This window comes from Priestia sp. SB1 (genome assembly GCF_038898415.1).
Genome location: NZ_JBBJSS010000005.1, coordinates 88463 through 113557, shown reverse-complemented (window position 1 = coordinate 113557; position 25095 = coordinate 88463). Strand labels below are relative to the sequence as shown.

Below are 25095 nucleotides of genomic sequence, written 5' to 3'. Positions count from 1 at the left end.
CAGCAGCAAATAGGGAGGAACAGAAAATGGCATTCAAAATGAAAAAATGGCCTTTAGCAGTAGGTGTTTTATCGGCTACGCTTTTATTTTCAACCGCATGTTCAAACGAAAGCGCATCTGGTAATAAAAAAAGCGGCGGAGATCAAGTAGTAGTAGATGTATTTCAAGGAAAAGTAGAAATTGCAGATCAGCTAAAAGCTCTAACTGATCAATATACAAAAGAACATCCAAACGTGAAGTTCAATATCCAAACGGTTGGTGGAGGAGCTGACGGTGCAGCAGCCTTAAAAGCGCAGTTTGCGTCGGGCAATGCACCCGACCTTTTCACAAACGGCGGATATCAAGAGGCGAAAACGTGGAAAAATAAATTAGAAGATTTATCAGATCAGCCTTGGGTTGATGACGCATATGAAAACACACTTACACCAATGACGATGGACGGTAAAGTATATGGACAGCCAATCAGTCTTGAAGGCTATGGATTTACATATAACAAAAAACTGTTCAAAAAAGCAGGCATCAAAGAACTTCCAAAAACGTATTCCGAATTAGAAGCAGCGGCTAAAAAGCTAAAAGCAGCCGGCATTACGCCATTTTCTATCGGCTACGGAGAGTGGTGGGTGCTTGGAAACCACGGCTTAAACATTCCATTTGCCAGTCAAAAAGATCCGGATGCATTTATTAAAGGATTAAATGACGGCAGTACGAAAATCGCAGGAAACGAGCAGTTCAAACAGTATGTAAAGCTGCTTGATTTAACAGTGAAATATGGAAACAAAAATCCGTTAACGACGGACTACAACACGCAAGTAACGAAATTTGCGACCGGTGAAGCAGCGATGATTCAGCAAGGAAACTGGATTCAGCCAATGCTTGATAAAATTACGCCGAACATGGATGTAGGGATTCTACCTATGCCGCTAAGCGACGATGCAGCTGCATCTGACAAGCTTGCAATTGACGTACCAAGCAACTGGGTTATTCACAAACAAGCACCAGCGGCAGATAAAAAAGCAGCCAAAGACTTCTTAAACTGGATGGTTACATCTAAAGAAGGTCAAAAAGCGTTAGTAGAAGACTTTAAGTACATTCCAGCCTTTAAGTCAATTGAAGCAAAAGACATCGGACCTTTAGGTGAAGAACTTCTTAAATATTCTAAGGAGCAAAAAACGCTTCCTTGGGAATGGACAAAATTCCCTGAAGGCGTAACGCAAAAATTTGGAGCAGATGTACAAGAATACATCGGCGGCCAAACATCTGAAGATGAGCTATTAAAATCATTAGATAAAAGATGGGCTGAGTTGAAGTAATGGAAAAGACAACCTTTGGGTTGTCTTTTTTTGCAATCAAAAGCCTAATACTTCTAGGTTTCTATCTTTATGGTAGAATTAATTGTGCATAAAAGGTTATATATTCCTATTCGGATAGAACAGTGGAAATTTTATAATGGATACACTTCCTATATAGAAACTAGAGGTGTTGTTTATGAAAATATGGAAATTAAGTACAAGTTTAGAAAGTGAGCAAATAGCCGCTGCTAACAAGGAAGATGACGAAACACTATTTAAAAATCTGCTGCAGCAAGGAGAGTATCTACATAGTAAAACAAATCTTCCAGTTGAAACATATGAAAAAGGAGAGTTAAATAACCTTTTAACTTATAAAGGTTTTGCAACTCCTCCAATTATCGATGGATATGCTGTTCAGAGCTTAGAAAAACTAATTTCTGAGTTTGTAGAATTTGTCCCTCTTACTCACCCTGAATACAAGTACTACGCTGTTAATATTGTTAATGTGATAAACGAATGTGTGAACTATTCAGAATCAATACCTGATGATTTTGGAGGATTTGACAAGCTATCCTTTATAGAGGATAAGGTAAAGAGACAGCCAATTTTTCGAATAAAGTATACCGAACATAGTCTAGGAGATTTTCCTATTATCTCTCCAGAAATTTATGTTTCTGATGCATTTCGAGAGGTAGTGTTTGAGAACGGGCTAACCGGTTTTACTTTCTATGAAGTATGGTCATCACAAGAAGAAGAAGCATCAGTTGAAGAGTTAAATCCATTTGTTCGGGAATCGCTCGATGAGGATGTGGAAGCTCACTTACAAGCATATTATGGGCCGATTATCCGCCGTGTCGAAGCAGAATCAGCTGAGGTGACAGAGGCAGGTTTTTATGAAATGGCTCCTACAGAATCAGTGCCGTTTTATACGGTCGCAACACATGGTTATAGTACGCTTCGCCTGCCGACACCCCCTGGATTAGACAGCGCGTACGTTGAACTGGTGATGCATGCAGATCAAGATCCGTTTGAAGATAAAAGTTACAGCTGGATTCCACAAGTCATGCATCAAGTAGGAAGCTTTGCAGTAAACCATATGAATTGGATTGGTCAGTGGATGGTATTTCCAAATCAAGAGCTGGATCGCTACGTGGATATCTATGAACGAACGTTAACAGGTGAAAAAGTGAAGCTGCCATTACAGGTTCAACCGTATTCACCAGAAAGCGGCTTTTGTGGTGTTATGGTCGTGCCGCCTCTGCCGCAGTGCCAAGAGGCATTTATGATGCCGTATCTTGAAAACGGAAAAGAAACCCACGAAGAGTGGCCAGTCTATTTCCATACGCTTCTCCCTTTGTACGAAGAAGAAATGGAGTACTATTTCCCGCATGGACAAGAAGCGTTGCTAGAAAAGATGATGGGAAATGGCATCGAACACTTATTTAACTTACATAGACCTAATACGTTTAAGGAAAAAAGAAAAGGCTTTTTCGGCAGATTTAATAAGTGATAAATAAAAAGAGGCTGGGAAAAAAGTATGTTAGACGAAGTGAAAAACGAACCATTTATCAACCATGTTGATGAGTGGTTCGTTTTTTTGTTAGGGTAAACGTAGGTTTCACCTGTTTAGATTCTTCTAGCCGTTGATTGGAGGGCAAGACGAAGACTCCTGCGGGAAAAGCGGAACAGATGAGACCCCGCAGGAGCGTAAGCGACGAGGAGGCTCAGCGTCCGCCCGCGGAAAGCGAAGTCTTGCACGGAAATCAACGGCGGTGTCTCAAGCGGTTCAGCTCATGTCTCTCATTTGTTCGTCTTTAGATTGGATTCAACTCGTTATGTCCTAGCCTATTTTTATTTTGCTTCTTCTTACAAAAAGGGAGAAAGCGCGCTCTTTCCTGTGTGATTACTTAACTTCTTGGCCAAAGCATAACCGCTACGCCAATCAGACACACAAGTCCGCCAATCCAATCGTATGTATCGGGCATTTTTTTATCAACCCACCATGCCCAAAACAGGCTTAAAACAATAAAAATACCGCCGTAAGCTGCATATACACGTCCAAAGTCGGGGAACGACTGCCACGTAGCAATGACGCCGTATAGCACCAAAGCAATACCGCCCAGAAGTCCTAACCAGCTTGATGCTCCTTCGCGCAGCCACTGCCAAATCAAATAGCCTCCGCCAATTTCAGCAAGACCTGCTAAGATAAAAAGAAAAATCGCTTTAATCATAACCTATACTCCTTATATCATCATTTCGTCTCTTTATTCTATCTTACTTTTTTCGTTTGATGAACCATTCGTTTGCTTTAAATAAGTACACTGGAAAGCATTCCTTTATCAATTTGTCTTCAAACCTGCTAAACTATTAATAGTATGAGTTTATGTGACTCTTTGTACGAGTGCAAAGAGCTATGTAATGACTGCTGCTCAGAGTACTTTTACAGGTAGACGTTAGCAGGAAATTGACTAATTAAAAGAATAAGACGTTTAACAGTATAAAAAAGTAAAAAGAATGCAGATATAGGGGTTTGGTAAAATGAGTTTAGATCATAAAGTGATACGCATTGAACTGCCTACGCCATTTCCAATTGGACCAGTGAATGTGTTTTTATTAAAAGCAGACAAGGTAACGTTAATTGATGCAGGTATGAAAACCAAAGAAGCGTGGAGCGTTTTTGAAGAGGCGCTTCGTAAAGAAGGATATAAAGTAACGGATATTGAACAAGTGATTCTGACTCATCAGCATCCGGATCACACTGGATTTTTAGAATGGCTGCCGAGTGATATACCTGTTTACGGTCATAAGCTTGTGGAGCCTTGGATTTACCAAGATGAAGAGTTTGTTCAGCAGCATAATGAGCTATATCGTAATTTCCTTATAGAGTTTGGAGTCAGTGATGATGTAATGGAAGAATGGCTTCGTAAAGCAACGGCTGCGATTCAAGTTTATTCACCTAAAGGGCAGAAGCTAACCGGGTATTTAAAAGAAGGCGATACACTTCCGTATGCGAGTGAGTGGGAAGTAATTGAAGCGCCGGGACATTCGTTAAGTCAGCTGATGTTTTACAATCGAAAAGAAAAAGTCGCGTTTGGCGGAGATCATATTTTGCCAAAAGTACCGTCAAACCCGTATTTAGAGCCAACCATTCAAAATCCCAAGCCAACGCCGCTACTGGACTACTTAGCGTCTCTAGAAAAAACGTTGAACTACGACATTGATTTGATTTATAGCGGACATGGTGAACCGCTTAGTGACATTCACTCTTTAATTATGGAACGCATTCAAAAGCAGCATAAATGGGCGCTGCGCGTGTTACAAGCGATGGGGGAAGGAAAGAAAACAACGCTTGAAGTCAGCGCTGCATTTTTCCCGGATATGTATCAAAAAGCACCTGACTTTATTTTCTCAGAAGTGTATGGCCAGCTTACGTATCTTGAAAAAGAAGGCTACGTGGAATTAACAAAAAATAAAGACGGCGTCTTACTGTGGGAAGCTGCACGCGTACTTGCTCCTCAGTCATAACATAAAAAAACCAGCTTCCATAAAGAAGCTGGTTTCTTTTGCTTATAGTGAATGCAAGCGCTCAATGCGTTTTTCAAGCGGCGGATGAGTAGAAAATAAGCGTGAGAATTTTTCTTTACCGCTAATTTTAAAAGCGGCAATTGATTTTTGACGGTCATCTACTAATGAAGTAGTATGACGAAGCGATTCTAACGCATAAATCATTTTTTCCTTGCCGCCGAGTTTAGCTGCAAGCTCATCAGCTTTGAATTCACGTCTTCTTGAATGCCAGAAAATAATTGGGCTGCTTAAAATACTAAAGAGAATCTCAAATACAATCGATGTAAGGAAATAAACAACCATTGCAAACTCTTCTCGCACAAAGTTTGACACCGCTTTGGCTACTAAACGAGAGAAGAAAATAACGAATGTATTTAATACTCCTTGCAGAAGCGTAGTTGTGACCATATCACCGCTTTTAATATGCGCTATTTCGTGAGCGATAACGCCGCTGATCGCATCGCGGTCCATTCGTTCAAGCATTCCGCTTGAAACGGCAACAAGCGAGCGTCTTTTACTTGGACCTGTTGCAAAAGCATTAACTTCCGCCGAGTGATAAATTCCGACCTGAGGCATTTTTCTTAATCCTGCCACAGATGCAAGTCGGTGAGTTTCTTCTAAAACAAATCGTTCATATTCACCTTGAGGGGAACGTTCATCAATAACTTGAACACCCATCATCCACTTTGCCATCACGCGTGACATCATAAGAGAAATAATCGCGCCGCTGAAGCCGGCAATGACGCTAAATGCCAGCAGGCCGCCGCTTCCCATATAGCTTTGAACACCTAATAAAGATGTAATCGTTGTGATTGTAATTAATACTAGAATATTAACGAAAATAAACAGTGAAATTCGTTTTAGCACAAGTCTTCCTCCTTTAACTAATACGTGCATGATAGGTATACGGTTAGTTGAGAGGAAAGGTTTCATTTATTTATTCAAAGTTATTAAAAAGATTACTATGTTAAGTGGTTTAATAAAAAAAGTAAATAAATGGTTGATACTTTACCATAAATAGGTTATTATGAATGATATAAAGCTATCTTGTCTTGCAAGGTAGCTTTACTTTAAAAATGTATCTTGTATAACAAGATAGTGAAAAGGAAGAAATCGATATGTCTTTGAGAAGTCAATTGTTAAAAGGAATTTTAGAAGGGTGTATCTTATCAATCATTCAAAAAGAAACGGTTTATGGCTATGAGCTATCCCAGAAGCTTCAACAATATGGATTAAATGATGTGAGTGAAGGTTCGATTTACCCCATTTTACTACGTCTTCAAAAGGAGGGATTAATAAAGGGAGAAATGAAAGCATCGCCTTCGGGTCCTAAACGAAAGTACTATCATCTTACGGCATCTGGCGAGAGCGCATTATGTGAAATCCAAGAGGAATGGATCAACATTCAAAACCCTGTAAATAAATTGTTGAATAGGAGTTTTTACGATGAACGCTAAGGAGTTAATTAAATTAAATAATAAGAAGCGAAAAGAGCTGACCAAGGAAAATGAAGAGTACTATGATAATATGCTTGTTTACATTCGAACGAGTGTGTCAGTTTCTGAACAGCAGGCTGAAGAGTTATTGATGGAGCTTTTAGATCACCTTATTGACGCACAAGCGGAAGGGAAGCGTGCTGAAGAGGTGTTTGGAGAGAACCTTAAGACGTACTGTGATGAAATGATTAAACAGTTACCTAAAGAACCCTTAAAAAGCACTGCTTTTTTTATAAGCTTTTTATTGTTACAGCTAGCAAGCTTGATGGCTATAGTAAGCGGGATAGGAAATATCGTTGTACATTATGTTAAGGATAGCAGCCAGACTGTTTATATCGGAACAGCAATCGTCACTTTTGTTATTGTTGCAGCTATTATTTCTCTTGATGTTTTTCTGCTTTTAAAATGGATACAAAAATCTGTTTACAAAATTACGAATAAGATTAAGGACTTTTTTCTACTCTTTGTCTTAATTTTTATTTCTCTTGCAGGGATGGTTTTTTTACCAAAGCTTATTCCACCTTTTGGGTATGTAATAGAATTTGGAGGCTTCTTATATTTAGCTGCTGGTGCCGTAACACTCATCGTTTTAAGGTGGTTAAATAGTAAATATCAAATTACAAAATGAGATATAGGAAGCAGTAAAGTGTATTGTTTACTCTATAATCAAGAGCATTTTTAAAGAAATTTCATAATTTACGTCTACCTTGGGACAAGACGTACTAAAATAATAAAAAAGGTGTTCAACTCATGAACACCTTTTTGGCAACATCATTTAAAGATTACTAACTTTAGTACGCTTAAAAATTAACTTTAGGTTCTGTACCCAATTTAATTCGTTTGAAGTTTTTAATATGCTTCCATGTAATGAAAACAAAAATAACGGCTGCAAATACGATTAGTACAACATCACCTACATAAATTGATGCCAAAAAGGCAACCAATGCGCCAATAGGTGAAGATAAGGATACGTATTTAGAAATTTTGAGAGAAATTAAAAAAGCAAGAATCCCTAGAATGAAAGCTAATGGTGAAAATGCAAGGAATACACCAGCGGCAGTCGCTACAGATTTTCCTCCTTTAAACTTTGCAAAAACCGGATAGCTATGTCCAAGAATAGCAATAAATCCAGGGACAAGCATATGCAAGTGACTATTCATCATAAGCGGTAAACAGACGGCTAGCGAGCCTTTTGCTATATCGCCGATCAATACTATAATACCTGCTTTCTTTCCTAAAGTGCGAAAGGTATTAGTAGCTCCTAAGTTACCGCTTCCGTGCTTACGAACATCGGTTTTGTAAAACCCTTTTCCAATCACTAAAGCAAAAGGAATTGATCCAATTAAATAAGCTAATAAGATAATTATAGCGTTTGTTAGTACGTTCATTATTGGCACCTCAAATTGTGTTGTTAGTATTCATTAAAATATAAATGCGGTAAAAGCAGTTTTTTGTATGGCTAAAGGCTTCTAGTTTTTTCGGTGGAGTTTTTGTAAATTCCATTGGATTTCTAGTGGAACAACCTAATGCTTTTTAGTATGTTAAGATATTTTTGAACTTTTAAGCCTTGATACGTATTAGTATAGATTGAGATGTCTATTATGAATATGTAAAAAGAAGAAAAGAGAAGAAACGAAAAGGCAAAAACAAAAAAACTTGTAATACAATTTTAAAAATATAACATAAATATTTAAAGGTTAAAAGATATTTTGGGTATATTGTAGTAGAAAAAAGCGTTTTGATCATTTTTTTATGAAAAACAAGACAAAAAAATTAACAAATCCAAAAAAATATAATAAAATGTAAAACAGTGTTTCGAAATATTAACTTCTTAAAATTGAAAGGGGTTCTGCACTTGTTGTGGACAGATATCAAAGAACGAGAAGTAGTTATGTACAAAAACTGCCAGGCGAAAATTTTAGAAAAAAAAGGGCCGAATAAAATAGTCGTTCGAAATCTAGAATTCCCGGAAAAAGGCGATTGGATATCAGCCGAGCTTGATTTTGAGGCTGTTGAAAAATTTGAGAAGAGTCGAGAACACTAATACAAAAAACATTTTATAATACTTCTATTTATCATATAAGAAAAAGCCGAGCTTACATTTTGAGTTCGGCTTCTTTGTTGATGTTTACTTAGTTCTCTTGACGAAGAGCTCCTCGTTATTACATGTAAAACAACGCCTTTTCCTCTCGTTCATTTTCCACTATTACACTAGTCCCGTATAAAAACGTATCTTTATATGGGACTATCGATTTATTTTTAGTACACGTATTTTTGCCACTTTTTTCATATACAACCGTTCAGAAACAAAACCTCTGTGCATACATTGAAGACAAAGGGGGAGGATACATTGGGAAAAACAAGTCGTATATTGAAATGGGTCAGCGGAGGATTAGAGGCTCTTTGGGGGATTCCCCTCCTAGGAGGCACCTTGGTTATAAGTCTAGCCTACACGCCGCTTATTCTAATGCTCGCATTGCACGTCGTAGGTTTAGTATTTGCGATTAAAACAAACAAAGTTCGGACAGGGCATATCATGGGAATTGTCTGTTCCGCTATTGCGTGGATTCCTGTGGTCGGTATGATCATGCATATTTTAACGGCTATTTTCTTGCTTATAGAAGCAGCCAAAGATAATGAACCATCTGAAGACGCAGCATAAAAGAAAAGCCGCCTGATTTTTAGGTGGTTTTTTTATATTTCCAAATAAAGACTGGTAGGCTCTTTTGCTTTGAAAAATCCTTTTTATGTTAGAATATTAGAAGTATTTTCTAAAAAAGGGGGTAAACACAATAGATAAAGAAAATCAAAAGAAGAACAGATTTCTTGCCGTAGGAGTTATATTAGCCGCTCTTGTAAGTTTTATATTTCTACTATGGAGTATAGGCTGGGTAATTCCAAATGCAATGAGTGCCAGCGGCTATAAAGGTAAAGAAACGTTTATTGATTTAAATGTGTTTAACGGAAACAAAGCAGAATTTGAAAGATACTAGTTTACTAGAAAGGTAAGAGATGGAGGGAAAAAATAATGCTCACTTATAACAAGCTAGTGCGAGATAAAATTCCTACGATTATTGAACAAAGCGGAAAAACCTTCAAATCACGCGTGCTGCAGCGAGAAGAATATCAAAATGAGCTGATAAAAAAAGCAAAAGAAGAGCTTCAAGAATACATAGAAGCCCAAACCCATCAAGATGCTATTGAAGAACTCGCAGATTTACTGGAAGTTATGCACGCGCTAGCAGCTGTGCACGGGACCACGCCAGAACAGCTTGAGAAAGTGCGTGAGGAGAAGGCGGAGGAGCGCGGGAAATTTGATGGTCGAATTTATTTAGTGGAAACAGAAGAAGCGTAGTTTGGTGGTGCAATAGTGGAAGGAGCGAGCGGTGGCAGGTGAGTTTCAATTTAAAAGTAGGAGAAATAAAAAAAACTTATTTAACAGAACAAGAAATTTGGAAGATCATTAATCAATTTTTTGCTAATGGTCACTTTACCACAACATATAAATATGGATTGATGAAAGCTTTAATTGAAAACCTATATAATGTTGACAATCGGTTAGTCCTCACGTTTGATCAAGTGTATTTTTCATTTGCTAAAATATATTGGAACTTGGTTATTCATCATGATTTAAATCAATTAAATACGTCCAACAGACAAGCTGGAATTCAAAAAGAGTTAAAGGAATTTCAGTTAATGCATGGTGTCCCCAATAAAGTAGTATTTGATCATTTACCAAGTAATCTTCAATTGCAGTTAGTAGAAAGAACTAAAAAAGTGGGGGCAAGGTATGTAGTAGGGGCGTTATATGGAGATATGGAAGGTTCTGTTTATGAGTTTGATAAAAGAACAGAATACATAAAGTTTAATAGCAGTATATATATTTTTTTACAAAAATATAGACAAATTGTTACTCATTTAACCAATTATCATTTGGCGAAATTTTTAGAAAAGCATAATGACAAAAATAAGTTGGAAGATGTCTTGTTGAAAGTGGAAAATATATCAAAACGCGAATCGCTGCATGCATTCTATAACATCCTTTGGAAATATGAAACAAAAGAATGTTTTTATTGTGGGAAAGTTCTTTCTGATAAACGCATCGCTACTCATGTAGATCATTTTATTCCATGGAGTTATATCCAATCAGATAATATGTGGAATTTGGTGCTAAGCTGTCAAAGCTGCAACACAAAAAAGAGCAATAAACTTGCTAAGAGCTTATATCTTGAGAAGATGTTTGTTCGTAATGAGAATCTTAAATTAACAGCAGTTCACAATGATTTTAACTATTATTCGGAGCGTAAGTTAGAAGCTCTTTATGAGTATGCTGGAATGAATGGATACGTAGAAAACTGGTCTCCTTAAACCCGAGTATTTCTCTTTTCATCTCAGTTACAAAATCCCCTCTTGAAATATTGTTCATCAAACAAGTAAACTAAAGACATAAGTTTGGTAAAATTGGGATAAGAAATTCATGAGGTAAGGGAGAACAAGTCGATGGAGATGGATCAAGAGAAATTTAATAAAGTGATTGAAGCGGCAAGGATGTATTATATTCTTGATTATAATCAAAGTGAAATTGCAAAAAAACTTGGTGTATCAAGGCCTACGGTTTCTCGATTGCTGCAGACAGCAAAAGAAGAAGGCATTGTTCAAATTAAAATTGTGGATTCATCTATCAATAGTGAAAAATTGTCTTCTCAGCTTGAACAAAAATTCAATCTAAAAAAAGCAATCGTCACACCGGTGCCTCAATATGAAAATCACATTATTAAAAGTCATCTAGGCGTGGCAGCAGCTGACTATCTCTATGACATCGTAAAAGATGGAGATATTATTGGGGTGACGTGGGGAACAACTCTTTATCAAGTGGCCATCGATTTAAAACAAAAGTATGTGAATGACGTGCAGGTTGTGCAGTTAAAAGGCGGAGTAAGCCATTCGGAAACGAGCACGTATGCTTCTGAAATTATGTACTTATTTGGAAAGGCATACAATACGCCTCCTATGCATCTTCCTCTGCCTGTGATTGTCGATCACGTGGTAGTCAAAAAAGCAATGGAAACGGATCGTCATATTAAGCGCATTTTAGATTTAGGCAAGCAAGCCAACATTGCCGTGTTTACTACGGGACCCATTAAAACCGATTCGCTGCTTTTTCAGCTTGGCTATTTTTCCGAGCAAGATGTAGAGATGATTTCCTCCCGAGCAGTAGGAGACATTTGTTCACGCTTTTTTGATAAAGATGGACAAATTTGCAATGAAAGCTTGGATGAACGGACGCTTGGACTTGATTTGGAGGAGCTGAAGAAGAAAGAGTACGCCATTTTAGTAGCCGGAGGAGATCAGAAAATCGACAGCATTTACGGAGCGCTGCAAGGGGAATTTGCAAATGTACTCGTTACTGATCAGTTCACGGCGCGCTTTTTATTAGATAAACAAGAGTAAAGGAGATGAAGCGCTGTTTTTTCAAGAGCAAAAGCTTCATCGAATTGAAATAGTAGAAGATATTGTATCTTATTCTGTGTCGTCTCTGCAGGCACAGCGAAACCGGTATCCTTTTCAAACAGACGTTTCAAAAGACGGAGTGATTGCCAAGGGAACCACGGGCTATATCATTAAACGGTGGGGAAGAATGTACTTTTCTCCTGATGCTAATCAAAAAGGAATTGAACGATTTACGCCGCCTGATCAGCCATACGTATTAATTCCTTATAAAAAGGTAAAGAATAAGTACAGAATCGTATTGTCATTTGTGATAAAAGCTGAAAAATAAGGGAAGACTTCCGAGTGCGGAAGTCTTTTTTTATTCACTAAAACAGCAGCTATAAATATTTTTGAACAAATGTAAATATATCTGTTTACAATTGTTCAAAGCTATTATATAGTAAGGGTGTAAGTTGTTGAAAACGTTTTAGTGGATGCACAATATGCAGATACTTTTAGGGGGAAAACGTCATGAGAATGGTTGACTTAATTGAAAAAAAACGTAATGGACATGAATTAAATAAAGCTGAAATCGATTTTATTATCGAAGGTTATACAAAAGGGGATTTACCTGATTATCAGCTATCGGCATTTGCGATGGCGATTTACTTTCAAGGAATGACGCAGGAAGAACGCGTAAATTTAACGCAAGCAATGGTTGAATCAGGCGATCAAATCGACTTATCAAAAATTGAAGGTATTAAAGTAGACAAACACAGCACAGGCGGCGTAGGTGATACAACAACACTTGTATTAGGACCTTTAGTAGCTGCGGTTGATGTACCGGTTGCCAAAATGTCTGGCCGCGGCTTAGGACACACTGGCGGTACGATTGATAAACTAGAAGCAGTGCCTGGCTTCCACGTTGAAATTACAAACGAAGAATTCATTCGTTTAGTAAATACAAATAAAATTGCCGTTATCGGTCAAAGCGGAGACTTAACGCCAGCGGATAAAAAACTTTATGCGCTTCGTGATGTAACAGCAACAGTTGATTCGATTCCGTTAATTGCAAGCTCAATTATGAGTAAGAAAATTGCAGCTGGAGCAGATGCTATTTGCTTGGATGTAAAAACGGGGAACGGCGCATTTATGAAAAAGCTTGAAGACGCTGAAGAATTAGCAAAAGCAATGGTTGAAATCGGAAAAGGCGTAGGCCGAAACACAAAAGCAATCATCTCAGATATGAGCCAGCCTCTAGGATTTGCGGTTGGTAATGCGCTTGAAGTGAAAGAAGCTATCGACACGTTAAAAGGCGAAGGTCCTGAAGATTTAACAGAGCTTTGCTTAACATTAGGAAGTCACATGGTTGTACTTGCTGAAAAAGCAAGCAGCTTAGATGAAGCGCGTGCAATGCTTCAAGAAGTAATTAAAAACGGAAAAGCATTAGAATCGTTCAAAACGTTCTTAAGCGCACAAGGCGGAGACGCTTCTGTTGCAGACGATCCGTCTAAATTACCGGATGCAGCGCACAAAATTGAAGTGCCAGCAAAAGAAGATGGTTATATTTCAGAAATCGTTGCAGAAAAAATCGGCGTAGCAGCAATGAAGCTAGGTGCAGGACGTGCAACAAAAGAATCTGAAATCGACTTAGCAGTTGGTATTATGCTAAATAAAAAAGTTGGAGATTCAGTGAAAAAAGGCGACTCTCTTGTTACAATCCACAGCAATAGCGAAGATGTACAGGAAGTAATGGATATCGTTTATGATTCTTACAGCACGGTCGCTGAAAAAGTAGAAGCTCCAACGTTAATTTATAAAGAAATTCATTAAGAAAGAGAGAGGAAGAACAAAATGAGTCAAAACATTACGGGTATTATTGATCATACATTATTAAAAGCAGATGCAACAGAAGAGCAAGTTACGGTTTTAGCACAAGAAGCAAAAGAATATTCATTCGCTTCAGTTTGCGTAAATCCAACGTGGGTAAAAAAAGCAGCTGAGTTATTAAAAGATGCTCCAGAAGTGAAAGTATGTACGGTAATCGGTTTCCCTCTTGGAGCTACTACTTCAGCAGTAAAAGCATTTGAAACTACAAATGCAATCGAAAACGGTGCAGATGAAGTAGATATGGTAATCAACATCGGCGCGTTAAAAGATAAAAACTATGACTTAGTGCAAAGCGACATTCAAGCAGTAGTGGATGCTGCAAAAGGAAAAGCGCTAGTAAAAGTAATTATTGAAACAGCTCTTTTAACAGACGAAGAAAAAGCAAAAGTTTCTGAGCTAGCTGTAAAAGCTGGAGCTGATTTTGTTAAAACGTCAACAGGCTTCTCTACAGGAGGCGCAACGGTAGAAGACGTAGCGCTTATGAGAAAAACGGTTGGACCAGATGTAGGTGTAAAAGCTTCTGGCGGCGTTCGAGGCTTAGAAGATGCAAAAGCAATGATTGAAGCTGGTGCAACACGTATTGGTGCAAGCTCTGGCGTATCAATTGCAAAAGGTCAATTAAGCAACTCTGATTATTAATAAATGACAGCAGGTTAGTACTAACTAACCTGCTGTAAACTAAGCAAAGGATGATGACTGTGGAGCCAAAACAATTAATAGATGAAGCAATCGCAGCAAGCAAACAAGCACATGTACCGTATTCTCACTTCCATGTTGGTGCAGCTCTTTTAACAACCGATGGGAAGATTTATCGTGGATGTAATATTGAAAACGCTTCCTATGGATTGACGAACTGTGCTGAGCGAACGGCTATTTTTAAAGCTGTTTCAGAAGGGGACAAGCAGTTTTCAGCTATTGCAGTTGTAGGAGATACGGACGGCCCAATTTCTCCTTGCGGCGCATGCAGACAAGTATTAGCTGAGTTCTGTGATGATCACACACAAATTATCTTAGCAAACCTAAAAGGAGATTTTGTGATTACAAACATCAACGAAATCTTACCGGGCTATTTTTCATCAAAAGACTTACAAAAATAAGTAAGCAGTGGAGGATACTATGAAATATTTAATTGGCATCTTAGGGTTACTCGTTGTCTTTGGATTAGCGTATCTTGCAAGTAATAACCGTAAAGAAATCAAATATAAACCAATCGTTATTATGGTTGTGATTCAGCTTCTTTTATCAGCTTTACTTCTAAACACAAAGTTTGGCTTGATTATTATTAATGCGATTGCCAGCGTCTTTGGAAAGCTGCTTTCATATGCAAACCAAGGCGTAGAGTTCGTATTTGGCGGAATCGCGAATAAAGGATCAATGCCGTTTTTCTTAAACGTGCTGCTTCCAATCGTTTTTATCTCTGTCTTAATCGGGATTTTACAGCACTTTAAAATTCTTCCTTTCATTATGAAATGGATTGGGTTGGTTCTCAGTAAGATTAACGGAATGGGAAAATTAGAGTCTTATAACGCAGTAGCTTCTGCCATTGTAGGTCAGTCAGAAGTATTTATTACCGTTAAAAAGCAATTAGACAAACTGCCGCCAAACCGTTTATATACGCTTTGTGCATCAGCTATGTCGACTGTTTCAATGTCCATTGTTGGTGCTTATATGACAATGATTGAACCAAAATACGTAGTAACAGCAATTGTGATTAACTTATTTGGCGGATTTATTATTTCTTCTATCATTAACCCTTACACAGTAACGGATCAAGAAGATATTTTAGAGGTACAAACAGGTCATAAGCAAACGTTCTTCGAAATGCTTGGCGAATATATTATGGACGGATTTAAAGTAGCGATTATCGTAGGTGCGATGCTGATTGGTTTCGTTGCGCTGATGGCTGCGATTGATAACGTGTTTGAAATGTTATTTGGTCTATCGTTCCAGCATCTCCTTGGATATGTGTTTGCACCGTTTGCATTCATCATGGGTGTTCCTGCTTCAGAAGTTGTGGCAGCGGGTGGAATTATGGCAACAAAACTTGTAACAAATGAATTTGTGGCAATGATGAGTCTTTCAGATATGGCTTCAACATTCAGTGCTAAAACGCTTGGAATTGTATCCGTATTCTTAGTATCATTTGCTAACTTCTCATCAATTGGAATCGTGTCAGGAGCGGTTAAAGGCTTAAGTGAAAAGCAAGGAAATACAGTAGCGCGCTTTGGTCTTCGTTTACTGTACGGAGCTACGCTTGTAAGCGTACTGTCAGCGATTGTTGTCAGCTTCATTTTATAAATGTAATAGAAACAGAAAGAAAAGCAGTTTCCTTTTCAAAAGGAAGTGCTTTTTCTTTTTTACATGTAAACCGTAACTCCGCACATCCTAAAGAAAAACATCGACACAGAGGAGGACAAGAAAAGCTGGGGGCTTTTCTTACTGAAAAATGGATCAAATTGGACTATTGCTGTCAGGTGCAGCTTTATTTTTAAACGGACTGATGCTGCTTGGAAAAGCAGATGAAAAAAATGTAGGCGTATTTAACTTATTTGTTGGAGCTTTTCAAGTTATTGCTCCGTTTTATTTGATTATTACGTCAGACCAAAGCAACTGGATTTTATATGAAAGAACGGCAATCTTTTTATTTGGCCTCACGTATTTATATGTAGGCGTGACGGTATTAAAAGGAATGCAGGGAACAGGACTTGGCTATTATTCACTTTGGGTATCCATTATCGCTTTAGTGTACGTGACGGTTTCTCTTGTTCACTATCATGACGTAGTGAATGCCATTACATGGATTCTTTGGTCGTTTTTATGGTTTTTATTTTATGTGCTTAATACGAGCAAAAAAGATGTATCTGCATATGTAGGAAAAGTGGCGATTGTACAGTCTTGGGTTACCTTAACAATTCCAGCGCTGTTTTCGCTAACGGGCGTATGGGGAAATAAAGATATGTACAATATGTGGGGAATCGTGCTGGTAGCTTCCATCATTTATTTTGTATACGTAGGATACCGACTATTCTTTTCTCAGCCGAAAAAAATGATTTTGAAATAAAGTATTTACAAAAAATAGATAATAATGGTAAGATGTTAGAAATTAAATGCCGTGAAGAGAAAAGTAGACAGCGCATATTCTTAGCAGAGAGCTCCGGAAGCTGAAAAGGAGCAAGAAAAACGCTGTTGAAGCAAGCCTCTGAGCAGCGCATTGGATCTAACGTGATAGTGCGACGGCTGCTTCCGTTACAAAGCTAGAGTATAAGCGAAAGCCGTACTCGACAAGGTTTATATGGCGACATATGAACAAACTAGGGTGGCACCGCGATTCATAATCTCGCCCCTAAGACACATGTCTTGGGGGTGGGATTTTTTTATTGACAAAAATCAATAGTGAAGCGGAGGCCTTTCTTTTATGAAAAGTAAGCTGTTGTCTTGGAAATACCCGTGTTTATTGCTGTTTGGAATTGGCACTAGCAATATCGGCGACTGGATTTATTTGATCGCTTTAAATGTCATGATGCTTGATATGACGAATTCGCCGCTTGCGATTTCAGGACTATACATGATAAAGCCGCTTGCTGCGCTCTGTACAAATATATGGTCTGGAAGCTTAATTGACCGCATGAACAAACGGAAGCTGATGCTGTTTTTAGATTGGATGCGCGCCGGAATTATTGTTTGCCTTCCGTTTTTCTCATCCATCCTTATCATTTATGTGCTGGTATTTATCATCAGTATGGCAAGTTCGATGTTTCGCCCGACATCGATGGTCTATATCACAAAGCTTATTCCAACTGAAAAGCGAAAAAGATTTAATTCACTGCGCAGTTTGATTGACTCAGGAGGCTTTCTTCTTGGTCCGGCCGCAGCAGGTGCGTTATTTATGGTTGGAACGCCCGCGTTTGCTATCTATGCCAATGCTGCAGCGCTCGTGTTGTCAGGAATGGTTACTTTGTTTATGCCGAACCTGGATACAAAAACAGAAGTTAAAGAAAATAAGCTGTCTATAACCACCATTCGAGAAGACTGGAAAGCGGTGTTTCGTTTCAGTAGAGCCAACAGATACATTATCACCATTTATGTATTATTCAGTTTCTTAATGGTCATGGCCACGGCAATTGATTCTCTTGAAGTTTCATTTGCAACAAAAGTCATTCATTTGTCCGAAAGTGAATACGGATTTTTATTAAGCGTAGCAGGCGCTGGTATTATGATTGGCGCAGTTGTGAATACACTGTTGGCTCAGAAGCTGTCGACGAACTTTCTCATAGGCGCCGGCAGTGTAGGAGTATCGCTTGGCTATTTGCTGTACGCGTGTTCGTCTTCTTTTCAAACCATGGGAACAGGATTTTTTAGCTTATCTTTTGCGTTAGCTTTTGCAAGTGCTGGTTTTCAAACCTTTTATCAAAACAGCATTCCCGTTGACATGATGGGAAGAGTAGGAAGTATCTATGGACTGCTTGAGTCACTCCTGATTATTATGATGACCTTTCTATGCGGAATGGCTGCACACATTGTTTCAATTCAAGGAGCTGTAATTGGTGGAAGCCTGATCATGCTTTTAAGTACGGTTGTATTGTTTTTGTGCAAGTTAAAGCCGGCGTTTTATAAAATAAGTTTAGTCAAAAAACAAGGAATCTAACGCATAGGTACTAATGTACAAATAAGCTAAGAAGCCGATAAAAAGAAATGAATACAGAATAAAGGGTGAGAAAGCACAGTGAAAATGAAAGATGCGTTAAAGAAAAAAGGAATGTTTGTTAAAAAATTATCGAATCAAGGTGAATTCTTCCGGAAGCGGTGGGAAAATGAATTTGCAGATGCTTTAAGCGCATCGCAAAAAAAGAAAATTTATATGGACCAATTTTTATGGCATGCGTTTAGCTATGAAAAGCTACCTTGTTTACAAGGAGAACAAGCGGTTCAAGCGTTTGAGCACCAAGTTAAGAACGACTGTTATTTGTTGTTTGAGCATGATGAACGAGTGCTGCAGATATCTAAATGTAAGCATTTAACAACTGATGATTTAAGTGAAAATACAAATATGTATTTAGAAGATTTATACGTGGTGGATAAAGATTTTACGTGGACTTATGTGATCACGCATGAAAGTTCATGTGGACCTTACTTTTACCGAACATAAGTAAAGATAGCGTTTGCCGTGTTTATTGACACGGCAGTTTTTTTTTTTTGTTATAAAAGAACATTTTATTAATTAAAAGTAATTATAGGTATAAAATGGTTTTTATTGTGGGGTTTTTGGGTATTTAATACTAACTATTATCCATCTCTCTCCTATATCTATATTACTGTTTGGAATGTTTTCAAAAAATAGGATATGAAAATAATTTTTTGTATGCTAAGGTAATTACTGCTAGTAAGCTTGTCTTACAATATTCGGTTTAAAAAGGAGGTTTTTGTATGAAATGGTATTTACATGTGCTAAAAAATTATGCAACGTTTCAAGGAAGAGCAACACGTAAAGAGTATTGGATGTTTGTCTTATTTAATTTTATTATATGGTGTGTGCTTTCAGCTATTGAACTTATAACAGATATGCCTCCGTTTTTGCGTATAGTTTATCTTGTTGCAGTCTTCATTCCATCCCTTGCTGTGACGGCACGTCGACTGCATGACATAGGAAGAAGCGGGTGGTGGCAGCTCATTACTATTATTCCGATTGCGGGAAGTATTTGTCTATTAATTCTTCTTTGTCTACGAAGTGAGTCGCAGTTAAACCGGTTTGATGTACCTAATAAAGTTGCGTAGGACTTAAACGGTTAGGTAGTTTAATTTAATAAACAAAGAGAGGGTTTAAAAATGTACTGGTATATAAAAGCGTTAAAAAATTATGCGACGTTTCGAGGAAGGGCAACGCGTACGGAGTATTGGATGTTTACATTATTTGCTTATATCTTTATGATCATTCCGTATATCTTGGTTTTTATCGATTCACTTGCAGTATTTGGAGTTATTTTAGTATTACTTTACGGAGCAGCAATGATTCTGCCTTCACTTGCCGTTACTGTTCGCCGACTGCATGATACAGGAAGGAGCGGCTGGTGGTATTTAATTAACTTTGTTCCAGTTATTGGAGGCATTTGGCTGCTCATCTTACTTTGTCAAAGAAGCGAAGTAACAGCCAATATTTACGATACAGACACGCAGGCTTCTTAACCAGAGTAGTTTATTAGTTTAAAAGTTAGTAAACTAAACGTGCGAATTGTATCTAAATTAAAAAGAGGTTGGGACAAAAGTAATTTAGTTGAAGGGAAATCCGAACTAATTAAGATTCTTGATGGAGAATCCAATTAGTTCGGATTTTTTCATAGCGTGATGGTGAACGTGAATTTTATGTATGTAGATTCTTCTAGCCGTTGATTGGAGGGCAGGGCGAAGACTCCTGCGGGAAAAGCGGGAGAGGTGAGAACCCGCAGGAGCACAAGCGACGAGGAGGCTCAGCGCCCGCCCGCGGAAAGCGAAGCCTTGCACGGAAATCAACGGCGGTGTCATAAGCGGTTCAGCTCATGTATCTGATTTGTTCGTCTTTAGATTGGATTGATTTCATTATGTCTCAATCTCTTTTTTTCATTTTCCCATACGCTGCTAGGAATTTCTTTTCGAAGAACAGGTGCAATATCACTTGCGAAGCGCTCTAGCTGTTCGCGCTGTTCTGCGTCGCTTAGACCGTCTAAGCTGATGCTCAGCACTTCGTTTCCATAAGCATGGTGATAGTCTATTATTTTTTCAATGATTTGCTCTGGGCTTCCTACTAAAGCAGGGCCGTGTTGAACGATGTCTTCTAGTGACGTGAATGGCGATTGATTATGCTTCGCTGCTTCTGTATTGCTAAATGCGTTATAGTATGGACGATAGCGGCGAATCGCTTCTTCCGTTGTATCAGAAATATATAGGCTGCTCGCCCCCGAACCGACGATGGCTTTGCGTGGGTCATGGCCATAATAAGTAAAACGTTCCCGGTAATGGTCAATCAGCGCTTTATATTTAGCCTGAGGGTGAAAGGAATTGGATGAAAATAGCGGCTCTCCATATTTAGCTGCAAGTTCTGTAGACAGCGGGCTTGACGCGCTTCCATGCCAAACGGGAATAGAAGGCTGAAACGGCCGAGGCTGAGTCGTAACGTTAGTTAAAGGCGGACGATAACGGCCGCTCCACGTGACATTTTCTTCTGTCCAAAGCTGTTTTAAAAGAGCGTATCTTTCAGCAAGAGACTCCCATTGTTCTTCTTCTGTAATGCCAAAAAGCGGATAATGACGGGGATCATTGCCTTTTCCAATAATCAGTTCAAGGCGTCCACCCGACAGGTGATCAAGCGTTGCGTAATCTTCAGCTACTCGTACAGGATCTAAAATGCTTAGAACGGTAACGGTAGTAAGAAGACGAATGTGCGACGTTTTAGCAGCGATTGCACTTAAAACAACGGGAGGAGAAGAAGACAAAAAAGGAGCTCCGTGTCTTTCGCCGACTCCGTAAGCATCAAAACCTAATTTTTCTGCCAGCACTGCTTGATTTAACACATGCTGAAACTTTTCTTGAGCAGTTAATGTTTCTCCAGTAACCGGGTTCTGGATATTTTGAATAAGACTAAATAAAGCAAATTTCATACGTTTTACCTCCAAAAGATAAAATGGTGGACGACAATAAAAAAAGCAAACGTACACTCATTATCGTGTCCATTTGCCTCCAGTTGACTGGTAGATATGCAGTTTCATTGTTTTATTAGTTGTATCTTAAGCGGTAGGCGCCGAGCTGTCAAGATAATCTTTTTTCTAAAACCTACTTGATTTATCGGTTAACTAGTATTATGATGTGAATAATCTTACACGAAGTAAGCCCACTGGTTAACCAGAGGCTCTTGATGAAGCAGGTGCTTTATCAAGAGCCTCTTTTTATTACATAATAGAGGGATTCAGGGGAGGAACGTATGAAAAAATATTGGCTGTTTTTACTTTCAATTGTAGTAGCTGTGAGCGTGGCAGGATGCGGAAAAAACGTATCTTCAAGTGCAGGAGAAAAGAAAGAAAAAGATGTTCAAACGATTGTTGTTGGAACGGGCACTCAGTTTCCTAACATTTGCTTTATTGATGATAAAGGCAAACTGACCGGTTATGATGTAGAAGTAGTAAGAGCGATCGACAAAGAGTTAAAGGATTATAAATTTGAATTTAAAACGATGGAATTTTCAAATCTGCTTCTTAGCTTAGAAAGTAATAAAATTGATATGATTGCTCATAACATGGCTCAAAACGCTGAGCGGAAGAAAAAGTTTTTATTTAATGATGAAACATATAATTATTCTCCGCTTTATGTAACAGTTCCTAAAACTCGAAATGATATTCATTCATTAAAAGATTTAGAAGGTGAAAAAATGATTGTAGGAGCTACAAGCAATGCGGCTGTCTATCTAGACAAATACAATAAAAAACACGGCAATAAAATCGATGTAGTTTACGCCGGTCAAGGTGCGGATGATGCCACAACTCAATTAAAAACAGGCCGGGCAGATGCTACGCTTGCGACACCATTTTCCATCGACTTTAGTAATCAAGCACTGAAATTTCAGCAAAAAACAGTTGGAGATATTGTGATTAATTCAAAAGTGTATTTTATGTTTAACAAAAAAGACGAAAAGTTAAAGTCGGAAGTCGACCAATCGATTAAAAAGCTGAAAAAAGACGGGACGTTAAAAAAACTCAGCACAAAATGGCTAGGAGAAGACTATACCGTGCAAAATTGACTATAGCAAAAAAGCAGCTGCCCATACAGCTGCTTTTTTGTATGATATAAATCCAATAGATAGAAGGAACGATCTGCAAAGAAAACAAAAATTAGTGTATAGTAGAGCTATAAGTACTATAAAAGCAGGACCGCAGTAGGAGGCCATTCATTGATTACGGATTTACAGCGCGGAGATTTCTTTCAAAAAGGACATCGTTATCGCAGAAAACAAATTCATAAGCTTTATAAAGGACAGGAACAAAGCGAAATATCAACGCCAAAAGCGCATCCATATATTTTTATTTTCACAAAAGAAAGCGGAAGTGAATACGGAACAGGACACGGGTGGAACAGAGATAAAACCGCTTTTTTCTATACAGGAGAAGGCCAAAGAGGATCGATGCAGCTCATTAAAGGCAATAAAGCGCTTCGTGAACATTTCTTATCAGGAAAAGCCGTTTACTTGTTTCACTACGTGGAGCCTGGAGTAGTAGAGTTCATTGATGAAGTGACGTATATTAATCATCAATTAGAAATTATGTGGGACTCAGACGGAGAGCTTCGTGAAGCTATTATTTTTGAACTTGAACGAAATCCTGTGATCGAGGAAAAAGCAGCAAAGCTGGATGTTTCACCTTATTCAACTGAACAGCTTCGCCAGCTCTCATTAGGAGAAGAAAAAAAGACAAGTGTTTACAAACAAACGGCAGCTCTTAAACAATATGTTCACAAACGCGCAGCAGGTATTTGTGAAGCCTGCGGAGGAAGCGCGCCGTTTATCGCAAAAGATGGAAGCTCCTTTGTGCAAATGTATTATCTTTCAAAGCTTTCAGAGAGCGGACTCGCTAAGCCAAAGGACGCTGCGGCACTATGTCCCAACTGTTATAGTCGTCTACGCTACGGGAAAGATAGTGAAGTATATAAAGAAGAGCTGATTACTAAAATTAATGGAAAAGAAGCAGGAAAGAAAAATGAGTAATATCGTCTTTTTTATTTTATAAAAAACCGTCTCTAGGCAGGGCAGCTGCCGAGGCGGTTTTTTTGTATGAAGAATGACTTTAAAAAATAAAGGCAATAAAGCGTATAAAATTAATGGAAAAACAGATAATGAAAAACTGAAGCTTTCGTTTAGAAAATAGTAAAAGCTGGGGTGATGTGCTGTGGCAGACAAGTATGACTGTGTCATTATAGGTGGAGGAATTGCAGGACTTCAAGCCGCTATTCAGCTTGGAAGATATAAGCGCAGTGTATTGGTTATTGATTCAAACGATGGCCGTTCCAATCTTTGCAAAAATTATCAAAATATATTGGGATGGCCTGAGGGAATAAGCGGGCAAACTCTAAGAGAAACGGGAAGGCAGCAAGCAAAAAGCTACGGCATTCAATTTGCAGAAGAGCGTGTCCTTCAGTGTGAAAAAGAAATAGAGGGGTTTAACGTCATTACAAACTCTGCGAACTACGAAGCAGCTACTTTACTGTTTGCGACCGGAGTCGTAGACCGGATTCCTTCTGAACTTCAGCAAGAGCTATATCCTTGTATGGGAAAAACCGTATATGTATGTCCCGACTGCGATGGGTATGAAGTAAATAATAGAAGGGTATTAGTACTAGGGTCAGGAAAAGTAGGAGCGAGTTTATCTCTTACGCTAACATATTGGACAAATGACATTACGTACATTAATCATGACAAAAAAGAGATTGGACCCTTAGCAGATACCTTGATGCAAAAGGGAATTACCTATAAAGAAGCGGAAATAAAAAAAATCATAGCTGAAGCAGAAATGTTAAAAGGAGTCATCCTCGAAAACAATGAATTTATCTATGGAGAAAGAGGTTTTTTAGCGTTCGGAGGAAATAAAGTTCGAACAGAATTAGCGTATGAGCTCGGAGCAGAACTTCTGGAAAATCAGCACATTATCGTAAATCCGCGTACAAAAGAAACCAACGTTTCAAACGTGTGGGCAGCAGGAGACATTGTGGCTCATTCTGAACAAGTGACGGTAGCGATGGGAGAAGGTTTACAAGCAGCTATCTGGATACACAAACGTCTGTTAGAACTATATGAAAAATAATTATTTTTATAAAAAAAGTAAAATTGCATGTTTTGTTTCCTTTCTGTTAGGGAACTGGAAATAAAAGAGAGATAAAACATGATTAAAAATGAGGAGAAGGAGTGGCAAAAAAGTGGTATATAGTCAAGTAGTAAGAAAACCTGAGTTTCAACAAGCAGAATCGGAAGGGTTAAATGAAGCCATTCACGAGTACATAACTCGTCGTACACGTCACAATGCACCGGTTGTGGATGCGCTTCGATATATTATGACCATTGAACATAAACACGAACGTATGCAGGTAGCAGCAGAACTGTTCGGAACAGCTATCCAGCGTGTAAAAGATCAAGATATTATTCAATATCTAAAAAAGTGCGGAAGTTACAAAAGAATTTCTGATACGACGGAATAAAACCGTTTTCTTTGAAAAAGCGCCTTGAATGGAAAGGGGCTTTTTTTGTTTCCTCCATTTAAAAGCAAGGGGAAATACATAGAATTCTTCCAGTTTGCGCATAGTAAATAAAGCAGAATTAATTGAGGAAGAGACAGAGTTTTGTATCTGATTACGTGAATGAACGTTAAAGTAGAATACAATCTTCACTTGTACAGATGCCGACTTTTGAATAAATAGAG

Annotated in this window: 30 protein-coding genes and 1 other annotated feature; of the genes, 26 read left to right on the top strand and 4 right to left on the bottom strand. The window is 38.4% G+C overall.

The genetic code is table 11. The annotated features are described in order from the left end of the window. Positions 1–26: 26 nt before the first annotated feature. The 3 genes from WKH56_RS18755 to WKH56_RS18745 all read left to right on the top strand — a co-directional run bounded on the left by WKH56_RS18755 (position 27) and on the right by WKH56_RS18745 (position 3133). Positions 27–1310 (top strand): ABC transporter substrate-binding protein, encoded by a 1284-nt coding sequence (locus WKH56_RS18755; protein WP_310883897.1) that lies wholly within the window; start codon positions 27–29, stop codon positions 1308–1310. Positions 1311–1485: 175 nt separating this feature from the next. Beyond that, positions 1486–2799: a suppressor of fused domain protein gene (locus WKH56_RS18750; RefSeq protein ID WP_310883896.1), complete on the top strand. Its 1314-nt coding sequence runs from the start codon at positions 1486–1488 to the stop codon at positions 2797–2799. Between the two features lie 133 nt (positions 2800–2932). Continuing rightward, positions 2933–3133 (top strand): hypothetical protein, encoded by a 201-nt coding sequence (locus tag WKH56_RS18745; RefSeq protein ID WP_081213998.1) that lies wholly within the window; start codon positions 2933–2935, stop codon positions 3131–3133. 63 nt (positions 3134–3196) lie between these two features. Here the strand turns inward: WKH56_RS18745 and WKH56_RS18740 are convergent, their stop codons facing one another. Further along, positions 3197–3520, bottom strand: a complete 324-nt coding sequence (locus WKH56_RS18740; RefSeq protein ID WP_014459650.1) for a YnfA family protein — start codon at positions 3518–3520, stop codon at positions 3197–3199. A 307-nt stretch (positions 3521–3827) separates the two neighbouring features. Here WKH56_RS18740 and WKH56_RS18735 point away from each other — a divergent pair, with 307 nt between their 5' ends. Next, on the top strand, positions 3828–4814 hold the full coding sequence (locus WKH56_RS18735; RefSeq protein ID WP_048019093.1) for an MBL fold metallo-hydrolase: 987 nt from the start codon (positions 3828–3830) through the stop codon (positions 4812–4814). Positions 4815–4856: 42 nt separating this feature from the next. On the opposite strand, the gene htpX is transcribed toward WKH56_RS18735, so the two are convergent. Then, entirely contained in the window at positions 4857–5720 is an 864-nt protein-coding gene (htpX, locus tag WKH56_RS18730; protein WP_342836176.1) for a protease HtpX, read from the bottom strand. 251 nt (positions 5721–5971) lie between these two features. Between htpX and WKH56_RS18725 the strand changes: the two genes are divergently transcribed. Together WKH56_RS18725 and WKH56_RS18720 are read left to right on the top strand one after the other, a co-directional pair. After that, positions 5972–6310 (top strand): PadR family transcriptional regulator, encoded by a 339-nt coding sequence (locus WKH56_RS18725; protein WP_028408974.1) that lies wholly within the window; start codon positions 5972–5974, stop codon positions 6308–6310. Beyond that, positions 6300–6977, top strand: a complete 678-nt coding sequence (locus tag WKH56_RS18720; protein ID WP_028412952.1) for a DUF1129 family protein — start codon at positions 6300–6302, stop codon at positions 6975–6977. Before WKH56_RS18725 ends, WKH56_RS18720 begins: the two co-directional genes overlap by 11 nt. A 172-nt stretch (positions 6978–7149) precedes the next feature. Here the strand turns inward: WKH56_RS18720 and plsY are convergent, their stop codons facing one another. After that, the gene (plsY, locus tag WKH56_RS18715) at positions 7150–7737 is read right to left on the bottom strand and encodes a glycerol-3-phosphate 1-O-acyltransferase PlsY (protein ID WP_063247784.1); all 588 of its coding nucleotides are present in this window, start codon (positions 7735–7737) and stop codon (positions 7150–7152) included. Between the two features lie 467 nt (positions 7738–8204). Here plsY and WKH56_RS18710 point away from each other — a divergent pair, with 467 nt between their 5' ends. From WKH56_RS18710 to WKH56_RS18635, 16 genes are all read left to right on the top strand, one after another. Beyond that, positions 8205–8393, top strand: a complete 189-nt coding sequence (locus tag WKH56_RS18710; protein ID WP_016764545.1) for a hypothetical protein — start codon at positions 8205–8207, stop codon at positions 8391–8393. A gap of 306 nt (positions 8394–8699) precedes the next feature. Further along, positions 8700–9011 carry a hypothetical protein gene (locus WKH56_RS18705; RefSeq protein WP_048019095.1) on the top strand — a complete coding sequence of 104 codons (312 nt, stop codon included), beginning with the start codon at positions 8700–8702 and terminating at the stop codon, positions 9009–9011. 366 nt (positions 9012–9377) lie between these two features. Further along, a complete protein-coding gene (locus WKH56_RS18700) occupies positions 9378–9704 on the top strand; it encodes a nucleoside triphosphate pyrophosphohydrolase (RefSeq protein WP_310883895.1) in 327 nt (108 codons plus the stop codon). A 38-nt stretch (positions 9705–9742) separates the two neighbouring features. After that, positions 9743–10717 (top strand): HNH endonuclease, encoded by a 975-nt coding sequence (locus WKH56_RS18695; RefSeq protein ID WP_028412956.1) that lies wholly within the window; start codon positions 9743–9745, stop codon positions 10715–10717. 138 nt (positions 10718–10855) lie between these two features. Continuing rightward, the gene (locus WKH56_RS18690) at positions 10856–11800 is read left to right on the top strand and encodes a sugar-binding transcriptional regulator (protein WP_205827085.1); all 945 of its coding nucleotides are present in this window, start codon (positions 10856–10858) and stop codon (positions 11798–11800) included. A 76-nt stretch (positions 11801–11876) separates the two neighbouring features. Then, positions 11877–12128 (top strand): hypothetical protein, encoded by a 252-nt coding sequence (locus tag WKH56_RS18685; protein WP_230683472.1) that lies wholly within the window; start codon positions 11877–11879, stop codon positions 12126–12128. A gap of 182 nt (positions 12129–12310) precedes the next feature. After that, positions 12311–13612, top strand: a complete 1302-nt coding sequence (locus WKH56_RS18680; RefSeq protein ID WP_013057477.1) for a pyrimidine-nucleoside phosphorylase — start codon at positions 12311–12313, stop codon at positions 13610–13612. Between the two features lie 21 nt (positions 13613–13633). Next, positions 13634–14308, top strand: a complete 675-nt coding sequence (deoC, locus tag WKH56_RS18675) for a deoxyribose-phosphate aldolase (RefSeq protein ID WP_014459662.1) — start codon at positions 13634–13636, stop codon at positions 14306–14308. Positions 14309–14367: 59 nt separating this feature from the next. Continuing rightward, the gene (locus WKH56_RS18670; RefSeq protein ID WP_013057475.1) at positions 14368–14766 is read left to right on the top strand and encodes a cytidine deaminase; all 399 of its coding nucleotides are present in this window, start codon (positions 14368–14370) and stop codon (positions 14764–14766) included. Between the two features lie 19 nt (positions 14767–14785). Continuing rightward, positions 14786–15967, top strand: coding sequence for a NupC/NupG family nucleoside CNT transporter (locus tag WKH56_RS18665; RefSeq protein WP_310883894.1), 1182 nt, complete (start codon positions 14786–14788; stop codon positions 15965–15967). A gap of 148 nt (positions 15968–16115) precedes the next feature. Continuing rightward, entirely contained in the window at positions 16116–16730 is a 615-nt protein-coding gene (locus WKH56_RS18660) for an AmiS/UreI family transporter (RefSeq protein WP_098196627.1), read from the top strand. 42 nt (positions 16731–16772) lie between these two features. Continuing rightward, positions 16773–17017 (top strand) — a binding site (T-box leader). Between the two features lie 67 nt (positions 17018–17084). Continuing rightward, a complete protein-coding gene (locus tag WKH56_RS18655) occupies positions 17085–18314 on the top strand; it encodes an MFS transporter (protein ID WP_310883893.1) in 1230 nt (409 codons plus the stop codon). Between the two features lie 78 nt (positions 18315–18392). Next, positions 18393–18815, top strand: coding sequence for a DUF4275 family protein (locus tag WKH56_RS18650; protein ID WP_375166592.1), 423 nt, complete (start codon positions 18393–18395; stop codon positions 18813–18815). A 278-nt stretch (positions 18816–19093) separates the two neighbouring features. After that, entirely contained in the window at positions 19094–19441 is a 348-nt protein-coding gene (locus WKH56_RS18645) for a DUF805 domain-containing protein (protein WP_028412962.1), read from the top strand. A 51-nt stretch (positions 19442–19492) separates the two neighbouring features. Continuing rightward, positions 19493–19849, top strand: a complete 357-nt coding sequence (locus WKH56_RS18640; protein WP_028412963.1) for a DUF805 domain-containing protein — start codon at positions 19493–19495, stop codon at positions 19847–19849. Between the two features lie 200 nt (positions 19850–20049). After that, positions 20050–20187, top strand: coding sequence for a hypothetical protein (locus WKH56_RS18635; protein WP_168760933.1), 138 nt, complete (start codon positions 20050–20052; stop codon positions 20185–20187). 33 nt (positions 20188–20220) lie between these two features. On the opposite strand, the gene WKH56_RS18630 is transcribed toward WKH56_RS18635, so the two are convergent. Continuing rightward, complete coding sequence (locus WKH56_RS18630) at positions 20221–21297, bottom strand: LLM class flavin-dependent oxidoreductase (RefSeq protein WP_310883892.1); 1077 nt, start codon at positions 21295–21297, stop codon at positions 20221–20223. Positions 21298–21617: 320 nt separating this feature from the next. Here WKH56_RS18630 and WKH56_RS18625 point away from each other — a divergent pair, with 320 nt between their 5' ends. The 4 genes from WKH56_RS18625 to WKH56_RS18610 all read left to right on the top strand — a co-directional run bounded on the left by WKH56_RS18625 (position 21618) and on the right by WKH56_RS18610 (position 24874). Continuing rightward, positions 21618–22430 carry an amino acid ABC transporter substrate-binding protein gene (locus WKH56_RS18625; RefSeq protein ID WP_048019104.1) on the top strand — a complete coding sequence of 271 codons (813 nt, stop codon included), beginning with the start codon at positions 21618–21620 and terminating at the stop codon, positions 22428–22430. 150 nt (positions 22431–22580) lie between these two features. Next, positions 22581–23390, top strand: coding sequence for an SRA domain-containing endonuclease (locus tag WKH56_RS18620; protein ID WP_048019105.1), 810 nt, complete (start codon positions 22581–22583; stop codon positions 23388–23390). A 181-nt stretch (positions 23391–23571) separates the two neighbouring features. Then, entirely contained in the window at positions 23572–24483 is a 912-nt protein-coding gene (locus WKH56_RS18615; protein ID WP_048019106.1) for an NAD(P)/FAD-dependent oxidoreductase, read from the top strand. Positions 24484–24595: 112 nt separating this feature from the next. Continuing rightward, a complete protein-coding gene (locus tag WKH56_RS18610; protein ID WP_048019107.1) occupies positions 24596–24874 on the top strand; it encodes a hypothetical protein in 279 nt (92 codons plus the stop codon). Positions 24875–25095: the final 221 nt, after the last annotated feature.

Coding starts and splice junctions, on each gene's coding strand:
- WKH56_RS18700 (WP_310883895.1), top strand. CDS start 9,378: ATGCTCACTTATAACAAGCTAGTGCGAGATAAAATTCCTACGATTATT.
- WKH56_RS18660 (WP_098196627.1), top strand. CDS start 16,116: ATGGATCAAATTGGACTATTGCTGTCAGGTGCAGCTTTATTTTTAAAC.
- WKH56_RS18690 (WP_205827085.1), top strand. CDS start 10,856: ATGGATCAAGAGAAATTTAATAAAGTGATTGAAGCGGCAAGGATGTAT.
- WKH56_RS18655 (WP_310883893.1), top strand. CDS start 17,085: ATGAAAAGTAAGCTGTTGTCTTGGAAATACCCGTGTTTATTGCTGTTT.
- WKH56_RS18640 (WP_028412963.1), top strand. CDS start 19,493: ATGTACTGGTATATAAAAGCGTTAAAAAATTATGCGACGTTTCGAGGA.
- WKH56_RS18755 (WP_310883897.1), top strand. CDS start 27: ATGGCATTCAAAATGAAAAAATGGCCTTTAGCAGTAGGTGTTTTATCG.
- WKH56_RS18680 (WP_013057477.1), top strand. CDS start 12,311: ATGAGAATGGTTGACTTAATTGAAAAAAAACGTAATGGACATGAATTA.
- WKH56_RS18735 (WP_048019093.1), top strand. CDS start 3,828: ATGAGTTTAGATCATAAAGTGATACGCATTGAACTGCCTACGCCATTT.
- WKH56_RS18720 (WP_028412952.1), top strand. CDS start 6,300: ATGAACGCTAAGGAGTTAATTAAATTAAATAATAAGAAGCGAAAAGAG.
- plsY (WP_063247784.1), bottom strand. CDS start 7,737: ATGAACGTACTAACAAACGCTATAATTATCTTATTAGCTTATTTAATT.
- WKH56_RS18750 (WP_310883896.1), top strand. CDS start 1,486: ATGAAAATATGGAAATTAAGTACAAGTTTAGAAAGTGAGCAAATAGCC.
- WKH56_RS18740 (WP_014459650.1), bottom strand. CDS start 3,520: ATGATTAAAGCGATTTTTCTTTTTATCTTAGCAGGTCTTGCTGAAATT.
- WKH56_RS18665 (WP_310883894.1), top strand. CDS start 14,786: ATGAAATATTTAATTGGCATCTTAGGGTTACTCGTTGTCTTTGGATTA.
- WKH56_RS18625 (WP_048019104.1), top strand. CDS start 21,618: ATGAAAAAATATTGGCTGTTTTTACTTTCAATTGTAGTAGCTGTGAGC.
- WKH56_RS18645 (WP_028412962.1), top strand. CDS start 19,094: ATGAAATGGTATTTACATGTGCTAAAAAATTATGCAACGTTTCAAGGA.
- WKH56_RS18725 (WP_028408974.1), top strand. CDS start 5,972: ATGTCTTTGAGAAGTCAATTGTTAAAAGGAATTTTAGAAGGGTGTATC.
- WKH56_RS18630 (WP_310883892.1), bottom strand. CDS start 21,297: ATGAAATTTGCTTTATTTAGTCTTATTCAAAATATCCAGAACCCGGTT.
- deoC (WP_014459662.1), top strand. CDS start 13,634: ATGAGTCAAAACATTACGGGTATTATTGATCATACATTATTAAAAGCA.